Source organism: uncultured Roseobacter sp. (genome assembly GCF_947501835.1).
Classification (GTDB): Bacteria; Pseudomonadota; Alphaproteobacteria; order Rhodobacterales; family Rhodobacteraceae; genus Roseobacter.
This window is the reverse complement of the sequence record NZ_CANMXR010000007.1, coordinates 309,250-333,384: the sequence shown is the minus strand read 5'-3', so window position 1 is coordinate 333,384 and position 24,135 is coordinate 309,250. Positions and strand designations below refer to the sequence as shown.

Annotated in this window: 16 protein-coding genes; 7 read left to right on the top strand and 9 right to left on the bottom strand. The window is 59.5% G+C overall.

Features of this window, described 5'->3' with window-relative positions; genetic code table 11:
* Positions 1-159 precede the first annotated feature (159 nt).
* The 3 genes from Q1A20_RS16410 to Q1A20_RS16400 are packed head-to-tail and all read right to left on the bottom strand — an operon-like array spanning position 160 to position 5,406.
* The gene (locus Q1A20_RS16410) at positions 160-3,477 is read right to left on the bottom strand and encodes an error-prone DNA polymerase (RefSeq protein ID WP_299405219.1); all 3,318 of its coding nucleotides are present in this window, start codon (positions 3,475-3,477) and stop codon (positions 160-162) included.
* On the bottom strand, positions 3,474-4,955 hold the full coding sequence (locus Q1A20_RS16405; RefSeq protein WP_299406591.1) for a DNA polymerase Y family protein: 1,482 nt from the start codon (positions 4,953-4,955) through the stop codon (positions 3,474-3,476). The genes Q1A20_RS16410 and Q1A20_RS16405 overlap by 4 nt, the downstream gene beginning before the upstream one ends.
* On the bottom strand, positions 4,897-5,406 hold the full coding sequence (locus tag Q1A20_RS16400; RefSeq protein ID WP_299917678.1) for a hypothetical protein: 510 nt from the start codon (positions 5,404-5,406) through the stop codon (positions 4,897-4,899). Before Q1A20_RS16400 ends, Q1A20_RS16405 begins: the two co-directional genes overlap by 59 nt.
* Before the next feature lie 250 nt (positions 5,407-5,656).
* On the opposite strand from Q1A20_RS16400, the gene Q1A20_RS16395 reads away from it, so the two are divergent.
* A complete protein-coding gene (locus Q1A20_RS16395; protein ID WP_299917676.1) occupies positions 5,657-8,077 on the top strand; it encodes a methyl-accepting chemotaxis protein in 2,421 nt (806 codons plus the stop codon).
* Between the two features lie 179 nt (positions 8,078-8,256).
* Here the strand turns inward: Q1A20_RS16395 and ugpC are convergent, their stop codons facing one another.
* Genes ugpC through ugpB form a run of 4 tightly spaced genes read right to left on the bottom strand, consistent with a single transcriptional unit; the run spans position 8,257 to position 12,353 of the window.
* Positions 8,257-9,267: a sn-glycerol-3-phosphate ABC transporter ATP-binding protein UgpC gene (ugpC, locus tag Q1A20_RS16390; RefSeq protein ID WP_299405227.1), complete on the bottom strand. Its 1,011-nt coding sequence runs from the start codon at positions 9,265-9,267 to the stop codon at positions 8,257-8,259.
* Between the two features lie 2 nt (positions 9,268-9,269).
* Positions 9,270-10,106, bottom strand: a complete 837-nt coding sequence (gene ugpE / locus Q1A20_RS16385; protein WP_299406594.1) for a sn-glycerol-3-phosphate ABC transporter permease UgpE — start codon at positions 10,104-10,106, stop codon at positions 9,270-9,272.
* Between the two features lie 17 nt (positions 10,107-10,123).
* Positions 10,124-11,005: a sn-glycerol-3-phosphate ABC transporter permease UgpA gene (gene ugpA, locus Q1A20_RS16380; protein WP_299405229.1), complete on the bottom strand. Its 882-nt coding sequence runs from the start codon at positions 11,003-11,005 to the stop codon at positions 10,124-10,126.
* A gap of 43 nt (positions 11,006-11,048) precedes the next feature.
* Positions 11,049-12,353: a sn-glycerol-3-phosphate ABC transporter substrate-binding protein UgpB gene (gene ugpB / locus Q1A20_RS16375; RefSeq protein ID WP_299405232.1), complete on the bottom strand. Its 1,305-nt coding sequence runs from the start codon at positions 12,351-12,353 to the stop codon at positions 11,049-11,051.
* A 266-nt stretch (positions 12,354-12,619) separates the two neighbouring features.
* On the opposite strand from ugpB, the gene Q1A20_RS16370 reads away from it, so the two are divergent.
* Both Q1A20_RS16370 and Q1A20_RS16365 read left to right on the top strand, forming a co-directional pair.
* A complete protein-coding gene (locus Q1A20_RS16370; RefSeq protein ID WP_299405234.1) occupies positions 12,620-13,870 on the top strand; it encodes an efflux RND transporter periplasmic adaptor subunit in 1,251 nt (416 codons plus the stop codon).
* A gap of 3 nt (positions 13,871-13,873) precedes the next feature.
* Complete coding sequence (locus Q1A20_RS16365; protein WP_299917672.1) at positions 13,874-16,939, top strand: efflux RND transporter permease subunit; 3,066 nt, start codon at positions 13,874-13,876, stop codon at positions 16,937-16,939.
* Here the strand turns inward: Q1A20_RS16365 and Q1A20_RS16360 are convergent.
* The gene (locus tag Q1A20_RS16360) at positions 16,936-18,339 is read right to left on the bottom strand and encodes a short-chain fatty acyl-CoA regulator family protein (RefSeq protein WP_299917670.1); all 1,404 of its coding nucleotides are present in this window, start codon (positions 18,337-18,339) and stop codon (positions 16,936-16,938) included. The two genes, Q1A20_RS16365 and Q1A20_RS16360, sit on opposite strands and share 4 nt — an antisense overlap.
* A 137-nt stretch (positions 18,340-18,476) precedes the next feature.
* On the opposite strand from Q1A20_RS16360, the gene Q1A20_RS16355 reads away from it, so the two are divergent.
* Genes Q1A20_RS16355 through sucD form a run of 4 tightly spaced genes read left to right on the top strand, consistent with a single transcriptional unit; the run spans position 18,477 to position 22,747 of the window.
* Positions 18,477-19,679 (top strand): aminotransferase class V-fold PLP-dependent enzyme, encoded by a 1,203-nt coding sequence (locus Q1A20_RS16355; protein WP_299405240.1) that lies wholly within the window; start codon positions 18,477-18,479, stop codon positions 19,677-19,679.
* Positions 19,680-19,703: 24 nt separating this feature from the next.
* Positions 19,704-20,645 carry a CoA ester lyase gene (locus tag Q1A20_RS16350; protein WP_299405242.1) on the top strand — a complete coding sequence of 314 codons (942 nt, stop codon included), beginning with the start codon at positions 19,704-19,706 and terminating at the stop codon, positions 20,643-20,645.
* A gap of 17 nt (positions 20,646-20,662) precedes the next feature.
* Positions 20,663-21,838, top strand: coding sequence for a malate--CoA ligase subunit beta (locus Q1A20_RS16345; protein ID WP_298970985.1), 1,176 nt, complete (start codon positions 20,663-20,665; stop codon positions 21,836-21,838).
* A gap of 12 nt (positions 21,839-21,850) precedes the next feature.
* Entirely contained in the window at positions 21,851-22,747 is an 897-nt protein-coding gene (gene sucD / locus Q1A20_RS16340; RefSeq protein ID WP_299405246.1) for a succinate--CoA ligase subunit alpha, read from the top strand.
* 54 nt (positions 22,748-22,801) lie between these two features.
* On the opposite strand, the gene Q1A20_RS16335 is transcribed toward sucD, so the two are convergent.
* Positions 22,802-24,133: an FAD-binding oxidoreductase gene (locus Q1A20_RS16335; protein ID WP_299405248.1), complete on the bottom strand. Its 1,332-nt coding sequence runs from the start codon at positions 24,131-24,133 to the stop codon at positions 22,802-22,804.
* Between the last annotated feature and the right edge of the window lie 2 nt (positions 24,134-24,135).

Here is a 24,135-nt window from a genome sequence, read left to right as displayed (position 1 = left end):
GCCGTATTTGATAAGAGATTGGGACGCGGGCTCCTGACCGACATCTGACGTTGCTGTCGATCTCTAGTCCTGTACTCAAACCGTAGCTGTCGGCAAGCGGACAAAGGTTACCTCCTCACCCTCCCCCAAGATCACCCCCCATGGTTTGGCGCAAATACCTCAATGGAAATCGCGGCTTGGGAACAGTCGTTTTGCTTGCTCGCGCGGGTGCATGGCGCGAGGGGGATATTTCCGGGGGCGCGGTGTATCGTCGGCTTGGGGAAGGGTTTCGCCAATGACGTCACTCATCGGGTGGCCCAGATCAGAGAGTTTGTCTGACATATCCTCAATCTGTTGCGCAATCAGGTGCACAACAGCACCTTCGCGCTGCAGATGGCCGGTGACACGCAACAGCCGCCCACCCATGACGATACGCCGGAAACGCTCATAGACCTTGTTCCACACCACAACGTTGGACACCCCGGTTTCATCTTCGAGTGTCAGGAAAATCACGCCCGAGGCCGTGCCGGGACGTTGGCGGGTGATGACCAGACCGCACACGCTGACGCGCCCAATCGGGGTATCTTTCAGCTCGTTATGGGGGGTGATATTGGGAAATGTGGGGCGGAGCAATTCCATCGGATGGGCCCGCAGGGACAGGCGTGTGGCGACGTAATCTTCGACCACTTCCTCGCCCAGATGCATGGTCGGCAAAACGACCTTGGGTTCAGCAATATGTTCGCCGTCAATCGGATCGGAGAACAGCGGCAAAGGGATCTGACTGCGGATGGATTTCACCTGCCATAAAGCTTCGCGGCGCGTCAGAGCGGTATTCGAAAACGCATCCGCCTCTGCCAGTCGCTCCATCACTGCAGGCTTGATCCCTGCGCGCAGCCAAAGGCTTTGCGGATCGGGATAGCCATTGCCGCGCGCAGCAGCGATCCAGACCGCATCTTCTTGCTTGAACCCCTTGATCTGCCGGAACCCAAGCCGCAATGCCAGAGCGCCATCGGCACGGCGTTCCAGTGTGTTGTCCCATACGCTGCTATTGATACAGATCGGCCGCACCTCGACCTGATGTTCGCGGGCGTCGCGCACGATCTGAGCCGGGGCATAAAACCCCATGGGTTGCGCGTTCAGCAGCGCGCAGGCAAAGATCGCCGGGTAATGGCATTTCAGCCAGGACGATACATAGGTGAGCATGGCAAAAGCCGCCGCGTGGCTTTCGGGAAACCCGTAATCGGCGAAACCTTCGATCTGGCCAAAACAGCGCTCCGCCACCTCCTGACTATAGCCATTGGCCAACATGCCGGCGGTGAATTTATCTCTGAACTTGCCAATCGTCCCCATACGCCGGAAAGACGCAATGGAGCGGCGCAGGTGGTCCGCTTCTTCGGGCGTAAAGCCCGCACCGACGATGGCGATTTGCATCGCCTGTTCCTGAAAGAGCGGCACACCGAGGGTCCGGGCCGTCACCGCCTCCAGGGCCGGGCCAAAAGGTTCAGGCGCCTCCAGCCCTTGCCGCCGTTTGATATAGGGTTGCACCATGCCGCCCTGAATCGGGCCAGGTCGGACAATGGCGACCTCGATGACCAGATCATAGAAGGTACGCGGCTTCATCCGGGGCAGAAAATTCATCTGCGCACGGCTTTCGACCTGAAACACACCGATGGCATCGGCCATGCACAGCATGTCATAGGTGGCGCTGTCTTCCTGGGGGACCTTTTCCAGCGAAAGTGTCTGCTGCTCATATGTCTGCATCAGATCGAAGGCTTTGCGGATGCAACTGAGCATGCCGAGCCCCAGCACATCGACCTTGAGGATCCCCAGGGCATCGATATCGTCCTTGTCCCACTCGATCACGGTACGGTCTTCCATCGCAGCGTTTTCGATTGGGCACAGCTCATCCAGGCGCCCCTTGGTGATCACAAACCCTCCGACATGCTGGGACAGATGCCGCGGAAACCCGATGAGCTCTCCGATCAGGCGGATCGTTTGAGAGAGGCGTTGATCGTCTGGATCCAGACCCAGCTCCTTGATCCTCTCGGGATCCGCGCCGCCATTGGACATGCCCCAGATCTGCCCAGACAGACTTGCCGTGACATCGTCACTCAGCCCCATCACCTTGCCGACCTCGCGAATGGCCGCCCGCGAGCGGAAATGGATCACTGTCGCACATAGCCCAGCCCGTTCCCGACGGTATTTCTTGTAAATCCACTGGATCACTTCTTCGCGGCGTTCATGTTCGAAATCCACGTCGATGTCCGGCGGCTCGCCCCGGTGTTTCGAGATAAACCGCTCAAACACCATCGAGATCATATCCGGGCTGACATCGGTAATGCCCAGCAGGTAGCACAGGATGGAATTGGCCGCTGATCCCCGCCCCTGACACAGGATACCAACGGATCGGGCATAGTGAACAATGTCGTGCACTGTCAGAAAATAGGCCGGGAATTCCAGCTCGGCGACGAGTTGGAGTTCCTTTGCCATCAAGTCATGTACCCGCTGCGGCGCGCCGTCAGGGTAGCGTCGCTTCAACCCTTCGTGGACCAGCCGCTCCAACCTTTGCTGCGGCAGCTCTCCCTCGGCGACCTCATCGGGGTATTGGTAGCTCAATTCGCTGAGGCAAAAGCTGCATCTGGCGGCAATCTCCATGGTCCGGCGGAGCGCAGCAGGGTGATTGCGGAACAACCGCGCCATGTCTGGGTGGGCTTTCAGGCGCCGCTCGGCATTTGGCAAAGCCCGCGTGCCGATCTGATCAATGGTGATATGTTCGCGAATGCAGGTCAGCACATCGGCCAATTGCTTGCGGTTGGCCCGATGCATCAGCACGTCGCCCACAGCAACCATCGGGGCCGAACAGCGTTGTGCGAGCACTGCGCAGGCGTTGAAATAGGCCTGATCCGTGCCGTCATAGCGCGGGGCCGCTCCCAGAAAGACGTGACCGGGAAAGCGGGACTGGACCTGTCTGACTGCATCCATGCTGGCGTTCAGCCGTCCCTGCGGCAGGGCAATCAGGATCATACCCGTTGCACCCTCCAGCAGATCGCGCAGAGAGAGGTCACACTGCCCTTTCTCCGCCCGCCGCTTGCCCAGCGTCAAAAGGCGGGACAGCCGTTGATACGCCGCCCGGTCACGGGGCAGCGCAACCCAGTCTGCGGGGCTATCGCGCAAGACCAGCCGGCAGCCCACGATGAGTTTGGGCAGATATGGTGTTACCGGGCGCTCGATCTGCTCGGGACTGCCGTTCTCTTGCCGTGAACTGCTGTCTGTGGTGTGACGCGATCGCACCTTGATCGCCCCGTCACGCTCTTCTTTCAGGTGTTTCAGGGCTGTATAGGCCCGCACCACCCCTGCCAGAGAATTATGATCTGTGATCGCGACCGCCCGCAGGCCCAGTTCCGCTGCCCGCGTGACCATTTCCTCGGGATGGGACGCCCCGGTGAGAAAGGTGAAATTGGTGGTCACGCAGAGTTCGGCATACTCAGGGGATCTCATGCGAATTCCCCCTGTACGAACCAGCCGGGTTTTTGGGGGGTGTAAAACAGCCAGAGCCGCCGTCCCTGTTTTGTCTCCACCTTCCAGTAATCGCGCACGCCGGAGCGCCAGTTGTCATCGGAGAACCACCATTCAGGCGCGATCCGCTCCGGCCCGGTGACCCGACCCGTTGCAAGAGACATGCGCCGCCAACGAAAGAAATCCGGCGGTTGCGCGCCCTGCCCTGCGATGGGCTCGGGGGGGAAGAGCACCACGGGGCGCGGCCTCGCAGAGCTCCATACGCCCCCCGGTTCCGAATAGGCCGCGGGAGAGATGATAAAACTGCGCTCGGGGATGTGACTGTCAGCAGGCAGAAACCGCTGGATGTTCTCAATGCCAATCCGCGTGCCAAGACGCGTGACCAAATCTTCCAGCTTGTCCTTGTGTGATCCGTTACGGGCATGGCTCACCTGCTGCGGCGGCAGGGGTTCCACCCGCACAGCCTCCAACCGCATCTGATCAATGCCATAGCCTGCATCAACCTCGGCCACGCCGCGTTCAAACAAAGGAAGAATCCGCGCAGCATCCCGCAGCGGACGGGCCAGCCGCAATTCAATATGCTGGCTCTCCTGATCCACCCGGCGCAGCGACAAGTTCAACACCCTTGCGCCGACCTGCCCGGCATTCAACGACAGGCACAAACGCTGCAACAATCGCTCTGTCCCCGCCATCACATCGCTCACCAGGCCAATGGGCTCCGGCAGGGACATCCGCACGCCGTAATGAGGCGGTGTCTTGAGCGGCGAGATATCCTCCGGCTGATTGCCTAACGCCTGATCCAGCCGCATCAGCAAATCACGCCCAAACCGCCGGGCCAGCGGCGCCCGGGCTGCCGTGGCCAAATCCCCCACGCTGCGCAAGCCAAGACGCTGCAAGGCCTGATCCGTTTGTTCCGTCAGTCGCAAAGCGGCAACGGGCAAGGTCTCAAGCGCGCCGAGCATGTCCCCGGCAGAGGCAACACCCTCCCGGTACCGCGCCAGAGCCCAGGCCGCGCCACGCGTATCCCCGACCCCGATGCGCACCGTTATCCCTGCCCGGCCCAGCCGCTGCCGGATATCGTTGAGCAGCCCGCACTCTCCGCCAAACAGATGTGCCGCCCCTGTGACATCCAGCACCAGACCATCGTTCCCCTCCAGCCCGACCCAGGGGCAATAACGTGTGGCCCAGCGGGAAAGCACGTGTTGAAATCGTTGCACCCCATGCAGATCGACCGGGACACTCACCAGATCAGGGCAAAACGCCCGTGCATCCGAGTAGGACATGCCACGGTGAAGCCCATGGCGCTCCGCACGTGCGTTCAGGCAATAAAGCCGGTTGGCATTGCTCTGCAGGATGGTCAGGGCAAAGGGGGCCTCAACGGGTCGCACCCGCAAAACCCGCTCAGAAGCGAGCTTCGGAAACCACAGCGATACGACGCGTCGATTGAGACCATCGAACATTCCAGACACCCAATGTTCCTGATTTGTTCTTAATAAGCTTCCAGCGCTGAAGTGTCGAGTCGTTTTGGTCAAACACCGGGGCACACCACCACCGCGTTTCGGCCGCATTGCTCCCCATGCCGTCGGGAATAATCGCCAAAGCGGTGGTTTTTCCCGCCTTTGCCGCCAATTGCAACCGCCGGCCGGAGGTAAGGTCGAGCGGCCCGCTCAACTCCATGATGACAAGAGGGAAAACACCGGAGCGCAGGCTTTCCTCTGCAGTGGCAAGGACCTCGGTCTGATTTCCGGTGGTGGCGACCAGCAGATTTTCGGGTGGGAAAAAATCCATGAATCCCACAGGGTTGAGCTGTTCTGAACGCCAGCTCTCTCTGATCCACAAGAATACCGACCCGGCATGCGCCGCACAGATCACCGCAAAAGACTGCGCGCCCGGACCACAAACCTCGTGCATCCGGTCAGGTCTAAGGGGGAATGATGTTGAAATATCGCAGGTCACCCTTTGAAGTCAGCACAAAGATATGCACGGTTCAAGGGCAAAGCCTGCATTGGTCCCGAACGCCGCGAATGTCGAACTTTTGCCCCCCATCATAGGGTTATCAAAACACCGCAAGAAAACGCGGTTACGCCCCCTGCGGCTAAACACATAATTAGTGTATTCGACTGTATTCCGATCTCCAAAGGCACTCATGCAGGAGATCTCAATGCTACTCGAATCGCTTCAAAAGACCTCTCTCCAACGACTGTCCCGCCTGATTGTCATCGCGCTGACGTCCATGGGCCTGATTCTGACCGCCTGTGCCATCGTGATCGTAGCCCTTCTGGCAGAATCCGAGCGGGATGCGGGCGTGTTGTCACATTCCGCGGACCCTGTGGGCATCGAATTGGGCGAGATTGTCACGTCCCTCGGGTATGGCGGTCTCATTCATTCGTTCAAGAACTATGTTCTGAGAGGTACGGAGCAGCATTACGAAGCGGTATTTGATGAAGCGCATTCGGCCAAAACATCCCTGGAACGGCTGGCCAGAACGAATTCTGAAAACAAGGTTCACGCCGAAAACATTGCCGACGTGGTCCGGCAATATGAAGCAAAAACAGAAGACGTCAAAGCCTTGCTCAAGGCTGGTGCAACATCTGAGGAAATTGATCGCGCGGTTAAAATTGACGATACACCAGCGCTCGCGGCTATTCAGAAAATTTCAGAACACCAGCAGATCGCATTCGCCGAGGCGACAGGCCTCGAACCGGGGTCGGCAAATCAAAGCAAGTCCGGATTGCTCAACGACCTGCGCGCGGCGCTTGGATATGGTGGCATGGTCCATCAGTTCAAAAACTATGTTTTACGCAAAGATGCCCCACGGATTGAAAAAATTTCGATGGCAATTGAGCGTGCAGAAAAAGACATCGAAAACTACCGCAATCAATTGAACAGCGACATCGAAATCACTGCACTGAATGCGCTGTCCCAAACCATTTCGGAATACAAAAATGCGCTCGGTCAGGCGCAGGAGGCCGTCGCCAAAGGATTGACAGCCGCAGAGATCGACGCGCTTGTCAAAGTGTCTGACGGTCCCGCTCTGGAGGCCTTGGCAAAACTGGCCTCGAAAATCGACGTGGATCTCTATGAACAGACGCGTGATCTTGACGACGACATCAGATGGTCAAAACTGATCGGAGTCGCCATCGCGGTTGCCACCGCGACAATCTGCGCCACGATGGCCGTTGGCATTGGGTTTGTATTATACCGGTCAGCCGTTGGTCCGGCACAGGATCTTTCCAGCCGCATATCCGGCCTCGCGGGCGGTGATACTTCAATTACATTTGATGACTTGGCCAGCAAAACAGAAATCGGGTCCATTGCAACGGCAGCTGGTTCGTTCCGCCAGTCTTTGATGAACAACATCGAATTGACGCAGGCCGCTGAAAAAGCCGCCGAAGAACATCGCGCGATGGCGGAAGAACAAACCAGAATGCTGGCGGAACAAAAGGCCTTGCAAGAAGAACAGGCCCGCACCGCCGCGGAGACCGCCAAACGTCAGAAAGAGCAGGATGCGCTTCAAGAAAAGATTGGCATGGTTTCCCAAGCTGCCGGTAACGGCGATTTTTCCACCCGGGTCTCCATGGAGACAACCCATGAAGACCTGGCACTTGTTGGGCGGCATGTGGACGAATTGCTTGAATCCATCGAAACCGGTGTCGATGCAATCTTTGCGGTCACCGGCAAAATGCATGATGGTGACCTGAGCGCGCGCATGGAAGGCGAGTTCAAGGGCGCCTTCCTCGCGTTGCAGGATTCGTTCAACGCATCTCTAATGCAGATCGCCAAATTGGTGGATGCGGTTCTTGAGAACGCCAACGCCATCGATTTGGACACAAACTCAATTGCAGGTGCAACACAATCGCTTGCCAAGCGCACGGAATCACAAGCCATGTCGCTTCAGGAATCCTCCAGCGCGGTCACTGAATTGTCGGCATCCGTAAGGTCCGTCGCGACGCAGGCCGGTGAAGCCAGAGACCTCACAGGTCAAGCCATGCAGATTGCGCATCAATCCGGAGAAATCGTCAAAAAAGCGGTCGATTCCATGAAGTCCATTGTCCATGCGTCTCGGGAAATCTCCAAGGTTACTTCCCTGATCGATGATATTTCCTTCCAAACGAATTTGCTGGCTCTGAATGCAGGTGTCGAAGCTGCACGGGCTGGCGATAGCGGTCGGGGTTTCAGCGTGGTTGCCTCCGAGGTCCGGGCGCTGGCCCAGAGGGCTGCGACCGCAGCCAGTGAAATCAACGACCTGATCACGGCAAGCGAAGCTCAGGTGGTCAATGGCGCCGATCAGGTAGATCAGACCGGTCATGCAATTTCTCAGATTTCGGAGTTCATTGAAGGATTGAATGACGCAATGAATACTGTGGCTGCGGCCACGACTGAACAGACCGAAGCGCTTTCCCAGGTCAGCAAGACAATGAACCAGCTTGACGAAGTGACGCAACAGAATGTCGCAATGTTTGAAGAGACGGCGGCATCGACCGCGGCGCTCAAACTCAGAACAGATTCGTTGATGGACACGGGGAACCAGTTCGTTACGTCAAATTCCATCGGGCGTGAACAGCAGACAGTTGCGGGGTGACAAACGCCAACGCGTTTTCTGAGCGCTGTCTTTGCGGCAACCGAAAGGGCGTGGGTGCAAGAAGCCAAGGGATGCAGGCGGGCGCGACAAGGTTTTTACTCAAAGCCTGGTTTTAAGCATGCGCGCCCGGCAGCGACGTCGAGACTTCGTAGCGATACGGCCTAGCCCCCTAGGAGAAGCTAATCGCAGCGCCGACCCGATTCATCAAAAACCATCTCATCCAAATCGGACCAGCTGAGCCCGGCAGACGCCCCCTCTTGCGGCAAATCATGCGTGGCTGGCTGCCGCACGGTGACGATGCCGCCATCTGGCAGTTGCACATGCACCAGCGTTTCCGCGCCAAGCGCTTCGGTGTAAAGCACCGTGCCTGATACGCGCGGATTGATCGTGGCGATATTCATATGCTCCGGACGCACCCCTAGCCTGACCGCGTTGGGCTTGTTGCTTTCGGCGAGATCCGTGGTCATGAAATTCGTCGGCGGCGAGCCGATGAATCCGGCCACAAATTCAGTTGCAGGGTTCGCATAGACATCCAGCGGTGCACCGATCTGGTCCGCGACACCGCCGTTCATCACGATCATCCGGTCGGCCAGCGTCATCGCCTCCACCTGATCATGCGTCACGTAAAGCGAGGTCACCCCCAACCGGCGCTGCAACTGCTTGATCTCCAGTCGCATTTGCACCCGCAGCTTGGCGTCAAGATTGGAGAGAGGCTCGTCAAACAAAAACACCGACGGTTTGCGCACAATCGCGCGCCCCATTGCGACCCGTTGACGCTGACCTCCCGACAGCTCACGCGGACGACGCTTGAGATAGGGTTCCAGCTGCAACAATTTCGCTGCCGTCTCCACCCGTTGGGCAATTTCGGCCTTGCTGGTTCCTGCAATTTTCAGCCCGTAAGCCATATTGTCGAAGACCGACATATGCGGATAGAGCGCGTAGTTCTGGAACACCATAGCGATATCACGGTCCATCGGTTCCCGATCATTGACCCGCGCGCCGCCGATGCGCACTTCGCCGGACGTCACGGTTTCAAGCCCGGCAACCATACGCAGCAGTGTGGATTTACCACAGCCTGATGGGCCCACGATCACGATGAATTCGCCATCGTCAATATCGATATCAATACCGTGGATGACATCTGTCTTGCTGAAGGATTTCTTGACCTGGGAAAGGCTGACAGTCGCCATGGTTATTTCTCGCTATCGACAAGGCCGCGCACAAAGAGCCTCTGCATGGAAATCACGACAATCACAGGTGGGATCATCGCAAGAATGGAGGTGGCCATGATCACCGGCCAATCGGCGATGTCGTCGCCTGAGGGGAACATCTGCTTGATGCCCATGACGATGGTGTTCATCGACGGATCCGTGGTGATCAGCAACGGCCAGAGGTATTGGTTCCAACCATAGATGAACAGGATCACAAACAGGGCCGCGATATTCGTGCGGCTCATGGGCAGCAGAATGTCCCAGAAAAACCGCATCGGTTTGGCACCGTCCACGCGGGCAGCCTCAGCCAGTTCATCCGGCACGGTCATGAAAAACTGGCGGAACAGAAACGTCGCCGTGGCAGAGGCAATCAGCGGAAAGATCAGACCGGAATAGCTGTTGAGCATCCCGAACCCCGCCACCACCTCATATGTGGGCACGATCCGAACTTCGACGGGCAGCATCAGAGTCAGAAAGATCAGCCAGAAGAAGGTTTTTCGCCCCGGGAACTTGAAATAGACAATCGCGAAGGCCGAGAGCAGCGAGATGATGATCTTGCCGATGGCAATCCCCATCGCCATGATCAGAGAATTCAGCATCATCCAGGCAACCGGCGCATTGACCCCCGCAAAGAGAGCACGCGTATAATTGTCGAGGAATTTGTCGCCCGGGAGCAATGGCATCGGCGGCCGCACGATATCCTGCTGGTCCACGGTGGAGGCGACGAAGGCCAGCCAGATCGGAAAGAACACGAAAAGCAAACCGACGATCAGACCCAGATGGGTGAAAACCAACCCAAGCCCGCGTTTTTCCACCATGCCCGTGCGCTCCGCCATCAGTAATGCACCCGTCGTTCAATGAATTTGAACTGCACGATGGTGAGCAGCCCGACGATGACCAACAGCACTACGGATTGCGCCGCGGAAGAGCCAAGATCCTGTCCCACGAAACCGTCCGAATAGACTTTATAGACCAGAATGGTGGTCGATTGCTGCGGGCCGCCCGCGGTGATCGTATGGATCACACCGAATGTTTCAAAGAAAGCGTAGACGATATTTACCACCAGCAAAAAGAAGGTGGTCGGTGACAGCAGCGGAAAGACAATGGTGCGAAACCGTGTCCAGAAGCGCGCGCCGTCGATGGCCGCGGCCTCGATCACCGATTTCGGGATCGCCTGCAAGCCTGCGAGGAAAAAGAGAAAGTTATAGCTGATGCGCCCCCAGGCGGAGGCGATGACCACAAGGCCCATCGCCTCTTCGCCGTTCAGCACGTGGTTCCAGTCATAACCCAACAGGCCCAGATACCAGGTCACCACGCCCACACGGGTGTTGAACATGAAGAGCCAGAGCACACCCGCGACCGCCGGGGCCACGGCATAGGGCCAGATCAACAGCGTCCGGTAGGTCCCTGACCCCTTGATCAGGCGGTCCGCCAGCACCGCGAGGTAAAGCGCGATGCCCATGGAAACGACGGTCACAAGGATTGAAAACACCGCAGTGGTGACAAAGGAGGCCCGATAGAACGGATCGCCGAACAGGAATTCAAAATTGCCCAGGCCCACATATTGCATCGACAGGCCGAAAGGGTCGGGAATGAACAGCGATTGCCAGATCGCCTGCCCCGCCGGGTAAAAGAAGAAGACGGCGGTGATGACGATCTGCGGCAGGACCAACAGAAGCGGCAACCAGATGCCTTTAAAGGTGACGCGCTTTTCCATTCAAGTAAGGCGCGCCCCGGTTATCGCGTGGCGCGCGCTGTTCTTAACGGTTGGCTTGCTCAAAGCGACGCAGCAGCGCATTGCCGCGTTCCGCCGCACTGTCGAGCGCGGTTTGCGCGTCCTTGTCACCGGACCAGACCGCTTCCAGCTCTTCGTCGATGATGCCGCGGATCTGGTCGAAGGACCCCAGACGCAGGCCCTTGGAATTGTCGGTCGGTGCCTTGGCCGTCATCTGGATCACGGCCACGTCGGTGCCCGGATTGGCCTCATAGAAACCCTGCTCCCGGGTCAGTTTGGCGGCATCGTTCGTGATCGGCAGATAGCCGGTGTCCTGATGCCATTTGGCTTGTATCTCCGATGAGCTGAGGAAGTTCAGAAACGCCGCAACGCCAGCGTATTCCTCATCCGTCTGACCTTCCATGACCCAGAGCGATGCACCCCCGATGATGGTGTTCTGCGGCTCGGCTTTCACCGCTTCCCAATAGGGCAAGGGGCGCACGTCGAACTCAAACTCGGCCTCGGACTTGATGCCCGCGTAACCTGCGGAGCTTTCGGTAAAGAGCGCGCATTCGCCCGCCCGGAAGTTTGCACCGCCTTCATTGCGACGACCGGCATAGATGAATTTTCCGTCCTGCGCCCATTCTCCCATCGCGCTGATATGCGCCACTTGTGCTGGGCCGTTCAGCGCCAGTTCGGTGTCCACGCCGCCGAACCCATTTGCTTTGGTCGCAAACGGCGCATCATGGTAGGCGGAGAAATTCTCCAGGTGAATCCAGCTCTGCCAGGCCGTTGTCAGCGGGCAGGAACTGCCAGCATCTTTCAACTGGGTCAGCACGTCGCCAACCTGTTCCCATGTCGACAAATCGACATCCGGGTCGATGCCAGCATCCGACAGCGCATCGCGGTTGACCCACAGAACCGGTGTCGAGGAGTTGAACGGCAGCGACAGCATCTTGCCATCGCTGGATGTGTAATATCCTTTGACCGAGCCGATATAGGCCTCGCCGTCAAACTCGGCGCCAGCATCCGCCATCACTTCATAGACGGGTTTCACGGCGCCCGAGGCCGCCATCATCGTAGCGGTGCCAACTTCGAAAACCATCAGGATGTCCGGCTGTTCACCCGCACGGAAAGCGGCGATACCGGCGTTCAACGTCTCGGAATAGTTCCCTTTATGCGTCGCGGTGACCACATAGTCTGATTGTGATGCATTGAAGGTGCTGACCTGCTCGGCCACCAACTCTCCCAGACGTCCGGTGAACGCATGCCAGAATTCGATTTCGGTTTGCGCCAGTGCTGGCCCTGCGAGCACAAGGGCGCATGTCGATGCTAAAAACGTGTGTTTCATGGTTTTTTGACCTCCTGAGTGTCGGACATTGCCTAAAAGCGGCAATCTTCATTTTTGTGACACTCAAACGATCATGACCGAAGATTTCAACCAAACATAGAAAAAAATCACCCTCGCCGTGATCGCGTTCTCCCGACCGGTCAGATCAACTGCGCGCGACGGGCGCTGCGACGCACAGATCGATCCGCGAAACTTTCCGTCGTTTACAATCAATGAGTTTGCCTGCAACCCTGACACAAATTGGGACGAATCCGGAGACCACCAGCATGAAGATCAGTTTGGCAGCTTTGTTGGGGATTTGTATTTTCTGCGCAGCGACGAGCGTTTTGGCACAATCCGATGAGCCGCCCGTGCGCCCTGCCAAGGTGTTTACGGTGGTCACCCAATCCAGCAATGTCGAACGCACCTATCCCGCGATCGTGCTGCCCTCCCGCGAGGTGCAATTGACGTTTCGCGTCAGCGGGCGCGTGGTCGACCTGCCGGTCAGGGCCGCAATGACCGTGCAGGAAGGCGATGTGATTGCCCGGCTGGATCCGTCTGACTTCGAGACGAATGTGGCGCAGCTGGAAAGCCAGCGCGATCAGGCCACTGCGGAGCTGCGCGCCTTGCGCGCCGGGGCACGGGCCGAGGAAATCGTTGCGCTGGAAGCAGCCGTCGAATCGGCACAAGCGCAGTTGGATCAGGCTCTGGATCAGGTCCAGCGGACCCGCGAACTTGCGGAGCGGGGTGTGGTGGCGACCGCCGCGCTTGAGCAAGACGAAGCCAGCCTGCGCGTCGCCGAAGCCAATTTGCAGACCCAGATCGAGCAGTTGGCCATCGGCCAGGCGGGCGGCCGACCCGAAGATATCGAGGCCTCCGAAGCCGCACTCCGGGGGCTGGAGGCTCAATTGCAAGTCGCTCGTAACAATCTGGACTACGCAACCCTGCGCGCGCCCTTCGAGGGGATCATCGCCCGACGGGACATCGACAATTTCATGAATGTGCAGGCGGGGCAAAACATCGTGCTGCTGCAGACCCTCTCAACGGTCCATGTGGCCTTTGATGTGCCGGGTCCGGACGTGACATCACTGTCGGCCAATGGTCAGGAAAACATCACCAACAAGGTCGTCTTTGACGCCCTGCCAAATCAGGAATTTGACGCCGAAGTCGTTGAATTCTCTGTGCAAGCGGACACTGCCACTCAAACCTACCGGGGCCGCGTGTCCGTCGAGGTGCCGCAGACCTCACTGATATTGCCAGGCATGGTGGGGCGGGTTTTTTCCACGGCGCCGGGAGAGCAAAAAAGCCTGATGGTTCCGGTAACCGCCATTGCGGCGAATTCGAATGGTGCGCCGTTTGTCTGGCTGCTTGACGATGACAACCGCGCGACCAAGCGGGAGGTGAGACTGGGCAATATGTCGGCGAATGCGGTGGCGGTTCTGGAAGGTCTCAGCGCCGGTGAGCGGATCATCTCCGCCGGGGTGGGAAAGGTCATTGAAGGGATGCAGGTGCGCCCGGTCACCCGGATCGGGGGCTAAATCATGGATCTGGCCCGGTTCGCCATCGAAAAACGTCTGATTTCAGCCGTTGCCACCCTGCTTATTCTGATTGCCGGGTATTATTCCTACACCAAGCTGCCACGCTTTGAGGACCCCGAATTCATCATTCGGCAGGCGCAGATCATCACCCCCTACCCCGGGGCCAGCGCCGAAGAGGTGGCCGAAGAGGTTACCGAGGTGATCGAGAATGCGCTGCAGCAGTTGCAGGGCGTGGATGAGGTGCGCTCGGTCTCCTCTCCGGGGCGCAGCACGGTGACCGTGGAATTCACCATCCAATCGACCAAAACCTACCCCACGCTCTATGAACGTTTTGCCCAGATGCGCGCCAAAATAGACGACGCACAGGCCGATCTGCCACCCAATGCGCTCTCCAGTTTGGTTTTTGACGATTTTGGCGATGTCTACGCGGTCTATTTCGCAGTTGTCGGCGACGGCTATACGCTGACGGAATTGCATGAATACGCCAAGGATTTGCAGCGTGAACTGGTGACCGTCGAGGGCGTGTCAAAGGTCGTGCTGAACGGGGTGCAGGACGAGGTCATCTATGTTGAATACTCACCCGCCCGTCTGATCGAGCTTGGTCTTGCGCCGCAGCAGATCAGCGACATCCTGGAAGGCCAGAACCTTGTCCTGCCCGCAGGCTCCTTGAAGGCCGGTCAGACCCGTCTGGAACTGCGCCCGGATGCCGCCATCAGCTCCACCGAAGCCATTGGCAACCTGCTGATCACCAACCCACAAAACGGCGCCTCCTTCCGCCTGTCGGACATCGCCACCGTGACGCGCGGGCTGCAGGACCCGCCCACCGAATTGATATACCGCGATGGCCAGCCTGCCATCGGGATCGGGATTTCCAATGAAATCGGCGGCAATGTGGTCAACATGGGCGAAGCCGCGAAACAACGTCTGGCGGAACTGATCTCAGAACGGCCCATTGGTATCGACGTCCTGCCGATTTCCGACCAATCGGACACGGTCAAGGTCTCGGTCAATGACTTCGTGATGAATGTCGTGGTGGCGCTGGTGATCGTGGTCGGCACCCTGCTCATCTTCATGGGCCTGCGCTCCGGGATCTTGATGGGGGGCATCCTGCTGGTGACGGTGGCGGGCACGCTCTTTGGCATGTTCCTTTACGGTCTCGACATGCAGCGGATTTCGCTGGGCGCCCTGATCATTGCGCTGGGGATGCTGGTCGACAATGCCATCGTGGTGGTCGAGGGCACGCTGGTGCGGGTGCAAAAGGGTGAAAACGCCGCGGAGGCCGCCCAGAAGATCGTCGCGCAAACGAAATGGCCACTCCTCGGCGGCACCGTCGTCGGGTTTCTCGCCTTCTCGCCCGTCGGGTTTTCCCCGGACAACACCGGCGAATACGCAGGAAGCCTGTTTTGGACCATTGCCATCGCCCTGCTCTTTTCCTGGCTGGTGGCCATCTGGCTGACGCCCTATTTCTGCACCCTGCTGCTCAAACCCGGCAAGGCCGAGGACAAGCCGGAGAACGGTCTGATGCGCGGCTATCGCAGCATTTTGGCCAAGGCGATCCGCCTGCGCTATGCCACCATTGCCGTTGTTGTGGCACTTTTTGCGTCCGCCATCGCCAGCTTCAGCCTGGTGCCGCCGGGGTTCTTCCCCTCCTCGACACGCGCGCAATTCGTAATCGATTATTTCCTGCCGCAGGGCACTGATATCGCGCAAACCGAGGCGGATCTGTTGGAGATCGACGCCCATGTGCGCGGGCTGGAAAACGTCACCGGCACCAATATGGCCGTGGGGAGCGGGCATTTGCGGTTCATGCTGATCTACGAGAGCGAAGATCAGAACGCCGCCTACGGGCAAATCCTGGTGGATGTCGCGGATTTCCGACACATCGACGCGCTGCAAAGCGAGTTGCAGAGCTATATCGATGAGGCCTATCCCGAGGCCACGGCCAAAGTGTGGAAATTCGTGCTGGGGCCCGGCGGTGGCTCAAAGATCGAGGCGCAGTTTTCCGGCCCCGATCCTGTAGTGCTGCGTGATCTGGCCACCCAGGCCAAGGCGATCATGGCAGATAAGGGCGCAGTGGCCATCAAGGATGACTGGAAAGAACAAGTCCCGGTCATTCGCCCGGTCATCAACACCGAAAACGCGCGCCGTCTCGGCCTCACGCAAAGCGAGATTGCCTTTGCCCTCAACGCACATCTCAGCGGCACAACTCTGGGGGTTTACCGGGATGGCGACGAGCTCCGCGATATCGTCATGCGGCCCTTTGAAAACAACCGCAACGACGCGGCAAACCTGCGAGACATCCACGTCTATAGCCAGGTCACCGGCGGCTATATCCCCATTTCGCAAGTCGTGGACCGGTTCGATCTGGGCTTTGAGGCGGGCAACCTGCGCCGGGTAGATCGCAAGCTGACCATCACTGCGCAATCCGACAATGCACCCGGCGTGCTGTCGGGGGACTTGTTTGAAATCGTGCGCCCCGATATCGACGCCATCGACCTGCCCCCCGGCTATGCGCTGGAGTGGAAGGGGGAATTTGGCAACTCGAAGGAAGCCAACGAGGGCCTTGCCTCAACCATGCCCTTGGGCTTTGGGGCGATGGTGCTGGTGGTGATCTTCCTCTTCAACGCGGTGCGCCAACCCCTGATCATCTGGCTGACCGTGCCGCTGGCCCTGATCGGGGTGTTCTGGGGGCTGGCGGCGACCAATACGCCGCTGGAATTCATGGCGATCCTCGGCATTCTGTCGCTGACCGGCATGCTGATCAAAAATGCCATCGTGCTGATTGATGAGACCGACAGTCAGATTGCGGAGGGCAAGGCGCGCATGTCCGCAGTGGTAGATTCCGCCGTCAGCCGCGTGCGGCCTGTCTCGCTGGGCGTCGTCACAACCGTGCTGGGGGTGGTCCCCCTGCTGCTGGATCCGTTCTTCAAATCGCTTGCGGTGGTGATCATCTGCGGTCTCAGCTTTGCAACCATCCTGACGCTGATCATCGTGCCGACGCTTTACGCGGTTTTCTTTCGGATCTCCGCCGAGGAGATCGACCAGGCGCCCGAGACGGCCGGGGGTTAGCTGCTATAGCGCGTGGCGCCTCTGCGCTTTTCATCCACCGGATCGGACCGGACCACCGCATGGTGCGCCCGCTGATCGCAATTGACCCGCGGACAGACCCGGCAGTTGATCCCGATGGGCGTCATGGTGGCCTCTGACAGACTGTGCCCTTCGGCATAGCCGATGGCCCCGATGTGTTCCGTGCTGCAACCCACCGCAACCGCCAGACGGACATCCTGTGCAAATCGCGTGAAACTCGGCCGATCTACCGTCCGGGCAAAGACAAAGAACTGGCTGCCGTCGGGCATTTCTACGAATTGCGGCACGATCCGACCGGGTGTGCGAAACGACGTGTGAATGTCCAGCCGTGGGCAGGCACCGCCGTATTCGGCCAGTTGGAAATCGGTCGCGTTAAAGCGTTTGGAGACATTTCCGGCCTTGTCGATCCGCAGGAAAAAGAAAGGCACGCCCTTGGCGCTCCGCCGCTGCAGGGTCGTGGCACGGTGGCAGGCCTGCTCGAAACTCACGCCAAAACGCGTGGCCACGTGGTCAAAATCGTATTTGCTCTCCAGGATTTCCGCCAGAAACGGGCCATAGGGCATCAGCACGGCAGCCGCAAAATAATTGGCCAGTTCCACCCGGCAGCGCGCCCGCCCCATCGCGTCCGTCAGCCCGGATTTCGTCAGCAGATCCTCCAATACCTCTTCCTGCTCAATCAGGCCGGAGACATGCACCAGCTGAAACACCCGGTTGGGATGGTCCATCGCTTCCGACAGCAGAACCTCGCGCGTCTCCTCATTGTAGGCGCGCAACGTCCCCGGCATTTCGGAGACCGGGACAACCCGCACCCGCAGCCCCAGTTTGTCACGCAGCCGCGCCTTGAGTTCGGCGTAGATGTCGTCCGTGGCAATCCGCTTGCCTGCCCAGAACGCATCCGCCGCCGTTTCCAGACTGTGAAAGTAGTTGCTGTGCCGACGAAAGAAGTTGTGCACCGTCGCCTCGGGCGCTTTCGGCAGGGTGGCCTGCGCGCTCTCATCCGCGCTTGCGATGCTCATCAGCTGATCGGAGGCCGCCAGATAGGCCCGGTGCAGCCGCAAAAAACATGTCGCCAGATCCGGGCTATGGGTCAGCGCCCCGCGCAATTGCGTCAGGTCCGGTCGCTCCGCCTCAAATAGCGGGTCCTGCAGCACGCCGCGCAAATCCGCCAGCTTGGCGGTATCGTCATCGTCCACCAGATCGCGCCAGTCGACCCCGTAGACTTCGAGCAGCCGCAGCAAGACCGGAACCGAGACACTGCGCTCATTCTTCTCCAGCAGGTTCACATAGGACGTGCTGATCCCCAGCGCCTTGGCCATCTGCCCCTGCGTCTGGTTCTGATCCCCACGCAAGCGCCGCAATTTCGGTCCGATGAATGTTTTCATTTTTATCTATTACTGCAAATTTTACAAATTTACAATTCTTCGTGTTTGTAAATTTTTGCATCCACAGCAGGACGCGGTTCCCTTTTACCTAGAAGGCCGCCTGCGGCATGGTCCCCTCAAATTAATGGAGGAAAGTGATGCGTACCGGACAGACCCACCTGTTTATTCCAGGCCCCACCAACGTGCCAGAGACCGTGCGTCAGGCGATGAATGTACCCATGCAGGACATGCGCGCGCCCGATTTCGGCGATGTGACGTTGAGCCTTTTTGCAGATCTCAAAAAGGTGTTCCGGACCAAGGATGCGACGGTCATGATGTTCCCCGGCTCCGGCACCGCCGCCTGGGAAGCCGCCATCACCAACACCCTGAACCCCGGTGATCGCGTGCTGATGTCGCGCCACGGTCAATTCTCGACGCTCTGGGCGGAGATGGCGGAGCGGCTTGGCCTGGACGTGCAGATCATCGATGTGCCATGGGGCGCCGGCGCACCGGTGCGCGAGTTTGAACGCCAGCTGGCCGCTGATACCGATGACGAGATCAAAGCGGTATTTGTCACGCACAACGAAACCGCCACCGGGGTGACGTCGGATGTGGCTGGCGTGCGCCGGGCGCTGGACGAGAATTTCCACGACGCTTTGCTGTTTGTGGATGGCGTCTCCTCCATCGCCTCCATCGACTTCCGCATGGATGACTGGCGCGTCGATCTGGCGATCACCGGCAGCCAGAAGGGCCTGATGATGCCCGCGGGCCTGGGTATTCTGGCGGTCAGCGAAAAGGCGATGGAGATGTCCAAGACGTCCCAGATGCGCCGCGCCTATTTCGAATTTAGCGATATGGTAAACCTGAACAGCGGCGGCTATTTCCCCTACACGCCCCCGACGCAACTCCTGCACGGGCTTCGTAAATCATTGGATCGCATCGAAACAGAAGGCCTCGACAACGTGATCGCGCGCCATAACCGACTGGCGACCGGCGTGCGGCGGGGCGTGGAAGCCTGGGGGCTGGAATTGGTCGCCGAACATCCCTCGTTCTATTCCGACACGGTCTCCGCCATCCGCACCCCCGAAAACGTCGATGCGCGTGAGGTGATCCGCATCGCCTATGAGGATTTCAACACATCGCTGGGCAGCGGCCTTGCCCGCCTCACCGGGAAAGTCTTCCGCATCGGACATATCGGCGACCTGAATGAAGGCATGTGCCTGACAGCACTTTCCGTTGCCGAAATGGCCCTGGTTCGCGCGGGCGCACAGATCGAGTTCGGCTCCGGCGTTGCTGCGGCCCAGACCTGGTTTGCCACCGAAAACGCCCCGCACCAACAGCTTGCTGTCGCTGCTGAGTAACCGATTGCCAGAAGGAACACCCCCTTGTCTCACACTCTTTTCCCCCTGAACAAGCAACGGCTGCAACGCTCGGAGCTGGCCGTTCCTGCTTCCAACACCACGATGATCGACAAGGCGGCGACCGGCGCTGCGGATTACGTCTTTCTCGATCTCGAAGATGCGGTGGCGCCACCGGAAAAGGAGCAGGCCCGGCGCAACGCCATTCAGGCGCTCAACGATATTGACTGGGCGGCGAAGGGCAAAACCGTGTCTGTGCGGATCAACGGGCTCGACACCCATTACATGTACCGCGATGTGGTGGATGTGATGGAGCAGGCCGGTGACCGGGTGCATACGCTATTGGTGCCAAAGGTCGGCGTCACCTCGGATCTCTACATGGTTGATGCCATGGTCAACCAGATCGAACAGGGCCGCGGGTTGAAGACACGCGTGGGCCTTGAGGCACTGATCGAAACGGCGCTTGGCATGGCCAATGTCGAGGCGATTGCGCAGTTTGGCGGGCGGCTGGAGGCCCTGCATTTCGGCGTTGCGGATTATGCCGCATCCATGCGCGCCCGCACCACCAACATCGGCGGTTTGAACCCCGAATACCCCGGCGACCAATGGCACGCCTCGATCACACGCATGGTCATTGCCTGTCGCGCCTATGGGTTGCGGGCCATCGATGGGCCCTTTGGCGATTTTTCCGACCCTGATGGGTATCTGGACGGCGCGCGCCGGGCTGCGGCCCTGGGATGCGAGGGCAAATGGGCCATCCACCCCAGCCAGGTCGCGCTGGCAAACGAGGTGTTCAGCCCGCCGGAAACCGAAGTGACCAAGGCCGAGCGTATCATTGATGAACTCAGGAAAGCGGAGAACGAGGGCCGTGGCGCCGCCTCGCTGGATGGCAAGATGATCGACGCGGCATCGGAAAAAATGGCGCGAAATATCATCGATGTCGCGAAGGCAATTGCTGAGAAAGTCTGACCCAGGAGGAGGACGAGATGGACATTCACGAACATCAAGCCAAGGAAATTCTTGCAGGATTTGGCGTGCCTGTGCCGCGCGGCGGGGTTGCCTACTCTCCTGAGCAGGCCGGATACCGCGCCCGCGAGCTGGGCGGCGATGCCTGGGTCGTCAAGGCGCAGATCCACTCCGGCGGACGCGGTGAAGCAGGTGGCGTGAAGCTTTGCAAAACTGAGGAAGAAGTGCGCGACTATTCCGCCACGCTCTTTGGCAAACAGTTGGTGACCAAGCAAACCGGGGATGCGGGCAAAGGGGTCTACCGCCTTTGGGTAGAAGAGGCGTCTGACATCGAACAAGAGCTCTATCTGGGCTTCGTCCTCGACCGGAAATCGGAACGGATCATGATCGTGGCGTCCGCCCATGGCGGGATGGAGATCGAAGATCTGGCCGAAGAGGACCCCGACAGCCTGCGCCGCATGATCGTGGATCCCGCCGTGGGTCTGGCAGAATTTCAGGCGCGTGAGCTTGCCTTCTCCCTCGGGCTCACCGGCGGGCAGGTCGCACAGATGGTCAACGTGTTGCGCGCCTGTTACCGCGCCTACCGCGATCTCGATGCGATGATGGTCGAGATCAACCCGCTGGTCATTCGCGGCACCGGTGATCTGGTGGCGCTTGACGCCAAGATGAGTTTCGACACCAACGCACTCTACCGGCGCCCCGAAATCGCGGCTTTGCGCGACCCCAGCCAGGAGGACCCGCGCGAGGCCACGGCAGCCAATAACGGTCTGGCCTATGTGGGGCTCGATGGGGATATCGGTTGCATCATCAACGGGGCCGGTCTGGCGATGGCGACGATGGACATGATCAAGCTGGCCGGGGGCGAGCCTGCGAATTTCCTCGACATCGGCGGCGGGGCCAGCCCCGAACGGGTGTGCAAAGCGTTCCGCACGGTGCTGTCCGATCCAAATGTCAGCGTGATTCTGGTGAATATATTCGCGGGCATCAACCGCTGCGACTGGATCGCAAATGGGGTGGTGCAGGCCTATCGCGAGGTGGGTTTGACCCTGCCCGTGGTGGTCCGGCTGGCAGGCACAAACGTCGCTGAGGGGCAGGACATTCTGAAAGAATCGGGTCTGCCCCTGATCACCGCCGACACGCTGGCCGAAGCGGCGGAAGCTGCCGTTTCCATGCGCCGTCAACCGCAAGCCGCCTGAACGGAGGATGCCATGGCTATTCTAATTGATGAAAAAACCCCCGTTGTCGTGCAGGGCATGTCGGGCCGCATTGGCCAGTTTCATGCCGCCGAGATGATCCAGACCGGCACCAATGTGGTAGCGGGTGTCACCCCCGGCAAAGGCGGCACGGAAGTTCTGGGACGACCCGTTTTCGACACGGTGCGAGAGGCCGTCGCGGCCACCGGTGCCGAGGCCAGCCTGATGTTCGTACCACCCCCCTTTGCGGCTGACGCGATGATGGAGGCCGCAGACGCGGGCATCCAAACCGCCGTTTGCGTGGCCGACGGCATTCCGGCGCAGGATATGATGCGGGTCAAAAGGTTTTTGCGGCGCTATCCCAAGAGCCGCAAGATGCGCCTGATCGGACCGAATTGCGCGGGCGTGATTTCACCTGGGCGCGGGTTCATGGGCATCATGCCGCCGCACATCTACACGCCGGGTCGTGTCGGGATCGTCGGACGCTCCGGCACTCTTGGCTACGAAGCGGCGAGCCAGATGCAGGCCCTGGGCATCGGCGTGTCCACCTCTGTGGGCATTGGCGGCGACCCGATCAACGGGTCATCCTTCCGCGATATTCTGGAGCTTTTCGAAGCAGATCCGGAGACCGACGCGGTGATGATGATCGGTGAGATCGGTGGCCCGCAAGAGGCCGAAGCCGCCGCTTTCGTCCGTGACCACATGAGCAAACCGGTCGTTGCCTATGTGGCCGGGTTGTCCGCCCCCAAAGGCCGCCAGATGGGCCACGCGGGCGCGATTATCTCTGCCTTTGGTGAAAGTGCGCAGGAAAAGGTGGAGATGCTGAGTGCTGTTGGCATCACCGTGGCCCCCAACCCGTCAGCCATGGGTGCAACGATGGCGCAGGTTCTCGATACCAAAGAGGCCGCTTAAACCGAACGATGGGCGCCGCTCCGATCCCCGAGCGGCGCGCGTATTCAGCTTAACTCAGAGTTCCTTGCCAGCGCGGGCTTCCCCCCACCGCAACCGAAGAGAGGCCCCGATCCGGGCCAGCGGTGCGGGCGGCAAACGCTTTGGCAGAGGCGCCGACATCGCGCGCTGCAACGCATCGGATGCCACGCCATTGGCGGCCTCCGCGGCCAGCACCCCGGCCAATGTCCCCTTCGCGGTGCCCAGACCATTCTGGCAACAGGCCGACCAGAGCCCTGGCTCCAATTCACCGATTACCTGCACATTGTTCAGGCTCAGGCAAAGCCGCCCGCCCCAACGATAGGCCATTCTGACCCCGCCCAGCATGGGAAACCGCGCAGCAAAGGCGCGGTCGTGGTCACGACCCACCTGTTCAATGCGCCTGTCGTCGACCTCCATCGATGGATCGAAGGTGAACCGGTTGCGGATCACGATCCGGTCCCCGCCCGTGCCCGAAATCCGCCGCACCGTCGTCCCCAACGGATCCGCCGGTGTCAAACCCCACTCAGGCGCGCCGCCCAATCTGGCGCATTCCTCTGCGCTCAGCGCCGCGGTCATCGAGGCGTAGGTAAAGACGTGCATCAGGCGGCCTGTCATATGACCAAAGCTTTCCAGATGACCGTTCACCGCGAGGATGACATTTGGCGCCGTGACCTTACCTTTAGGCGTCTCCGCGACCCAATCGCCCCTGCGCGTCAGAGATGTCACCGGGCTCAGTTCGTGCAATGTCACCCGATTGGAGCGCAAACCATCTGCGACTGATCGCACATAAAGCGCCGGCTGGATCATTGCCGTGCCGGGCGTAAAAAGCCCCCCTTGGTAATAGGAAGACCCGGTCAGGTCCTGCATGTGCTCAGCATCCAACAGTTCATGATCTTCGCCCAGGGCCGTCAGGTGCCTGGCATAGTCGCTGTTATGAGTTTGCCCCTTCGTCGTGGCGGCGGCATTGATTTTGCCACTGCGTGAAAAGGCTTCTTTTGGCAATTCAAAATCTGCTGCAATCTCAGCAGCGAATTCAATGGCCCGCCTGTTGTCCGCGGTTTGCGCCGCATCTGCGCTCAGGGTCCCGCCGTAGTTTTCAGACGCAAGGTCATGGGGCAGATCAATCATGAAACCGGAATTTCGCCCCGCAGGCCCCTCGCCCACACGCGATGCTTCCAGAATCACAACTCGATCCCCTGGACAAAGCTGCGACAACCGTCGCGCGGCCGAGAGCCCGGCAAAGCCTGCGCCGATGACCAACCAATCCGCCGTTGTTGTTTCCTCAAGCGGTGTCGGGAGGTGCGCATCCGGCAGCAGGCAATGCCACCCCGCAGGCCCGGGATCGCGTGGCAGGCGGGTGACCTTCATGC

Coding starts and splice junctions, on each gene's coding strand:
- Q1A20_RS16410 (WP_299405219.1), bottom strand. CDS start 3,477: ATGAGATCCCCTGAGTATGCCGAACTCTGCGTGACCACCAATTTCACC.
- Q1A20_RS16405 (WP_299406591.1), bottom strand. CDS start 4,955: ATGTTCGATGGTCTCAATCGACGCGTCGTATCGCTGTGGTTTCCGAAG.
- Q1A20_RS16400 (WP_299917678.1), bottom strand. CDS start 5,406: ATGCACGAGGTTTGTGGTCCGGGCGCGCAGTCTTTTGCGGTGATCTGT.
- Q1A20_RS16395 (WP_299917676.1), top strand. CDS start 5,657: ATGCTACTCGAATCGCTTCAAAAGACCTCTCTCCAACGACTGTCCCGC.
- ugpC (WP_299405227.1), bottom strand. CDS start 9,267: ATGGCGACTGTCAGCCTTTCCCAGGTCAAGAAATCCTTCAGCAAGACA.
- ugpE (WP_299406594.1), bottom strand. CDS start 10,106: ATGGTGGAAAAACGCGGGCTTGGGTTGGTTTTCACCCATCTGGGTCTG.
- ugpA (WP_299405229.1), bottom strand. CDS start 11,005: ATGGAAAAGCGCGTCACCTTTAAAGGCATCTGGTTGCCGCTTCTGTTG.
- ugpB (WP_299405232.1), bottom strand. CDS start 12,353: ATGAAACACACGTTTTTAGCATCGACATGCGCCCTTGTGCTCGCAGGG.
- Q1A20_RS16370 (WP_299405234.1), top strand. CDS start 12,620: ATGAAGATCAGTTTGGCAGCTTTGTTGGGGATTTGTATTTTCTGCGCA.
- Q1A20_RS16365 (WP_299917672.1), top strand. CDS start 13,874: ATGGATCTGGCCCGGTTCGCCATCGAAAAACGTCTGATTTCAGCCGTT.
- Q1A20_RS16360 (WP_299917670.1), bottom strand. CDS start 18,339: ATGAAAACATTCATCGGACCGAAATTGCGGCGCTTGCGTGGGGATCAG.
- Q1A20_RS16355 (WP_299405240.1), top strand. CDS start 18,477: ATGCGTACCGGACAGACCCACCTGTTTATTCCAGGCCCCACCAACGTG.
- Q1A20_RS16345 (WP_298970985.1), top strand. CDS start 20,663: ATGGACATTCACGAACATCAAGCCAAGGAAATTCTTGCAGGATTTGGC.
- sucD (WP_299405246.1), top strand. CDS start 21,851: ATGGCTATTCTAATTGATGAAAAAACCCCCGTTGTCGTGCAGGGCATG.
- Q1A20_RS16335 (WP_299405248.1), bottom strand. CDS start 24,133: ATGAAGGTCACCCGCCTGCCACGCGATCCCGGGCCTGCGGGGTGGCAT.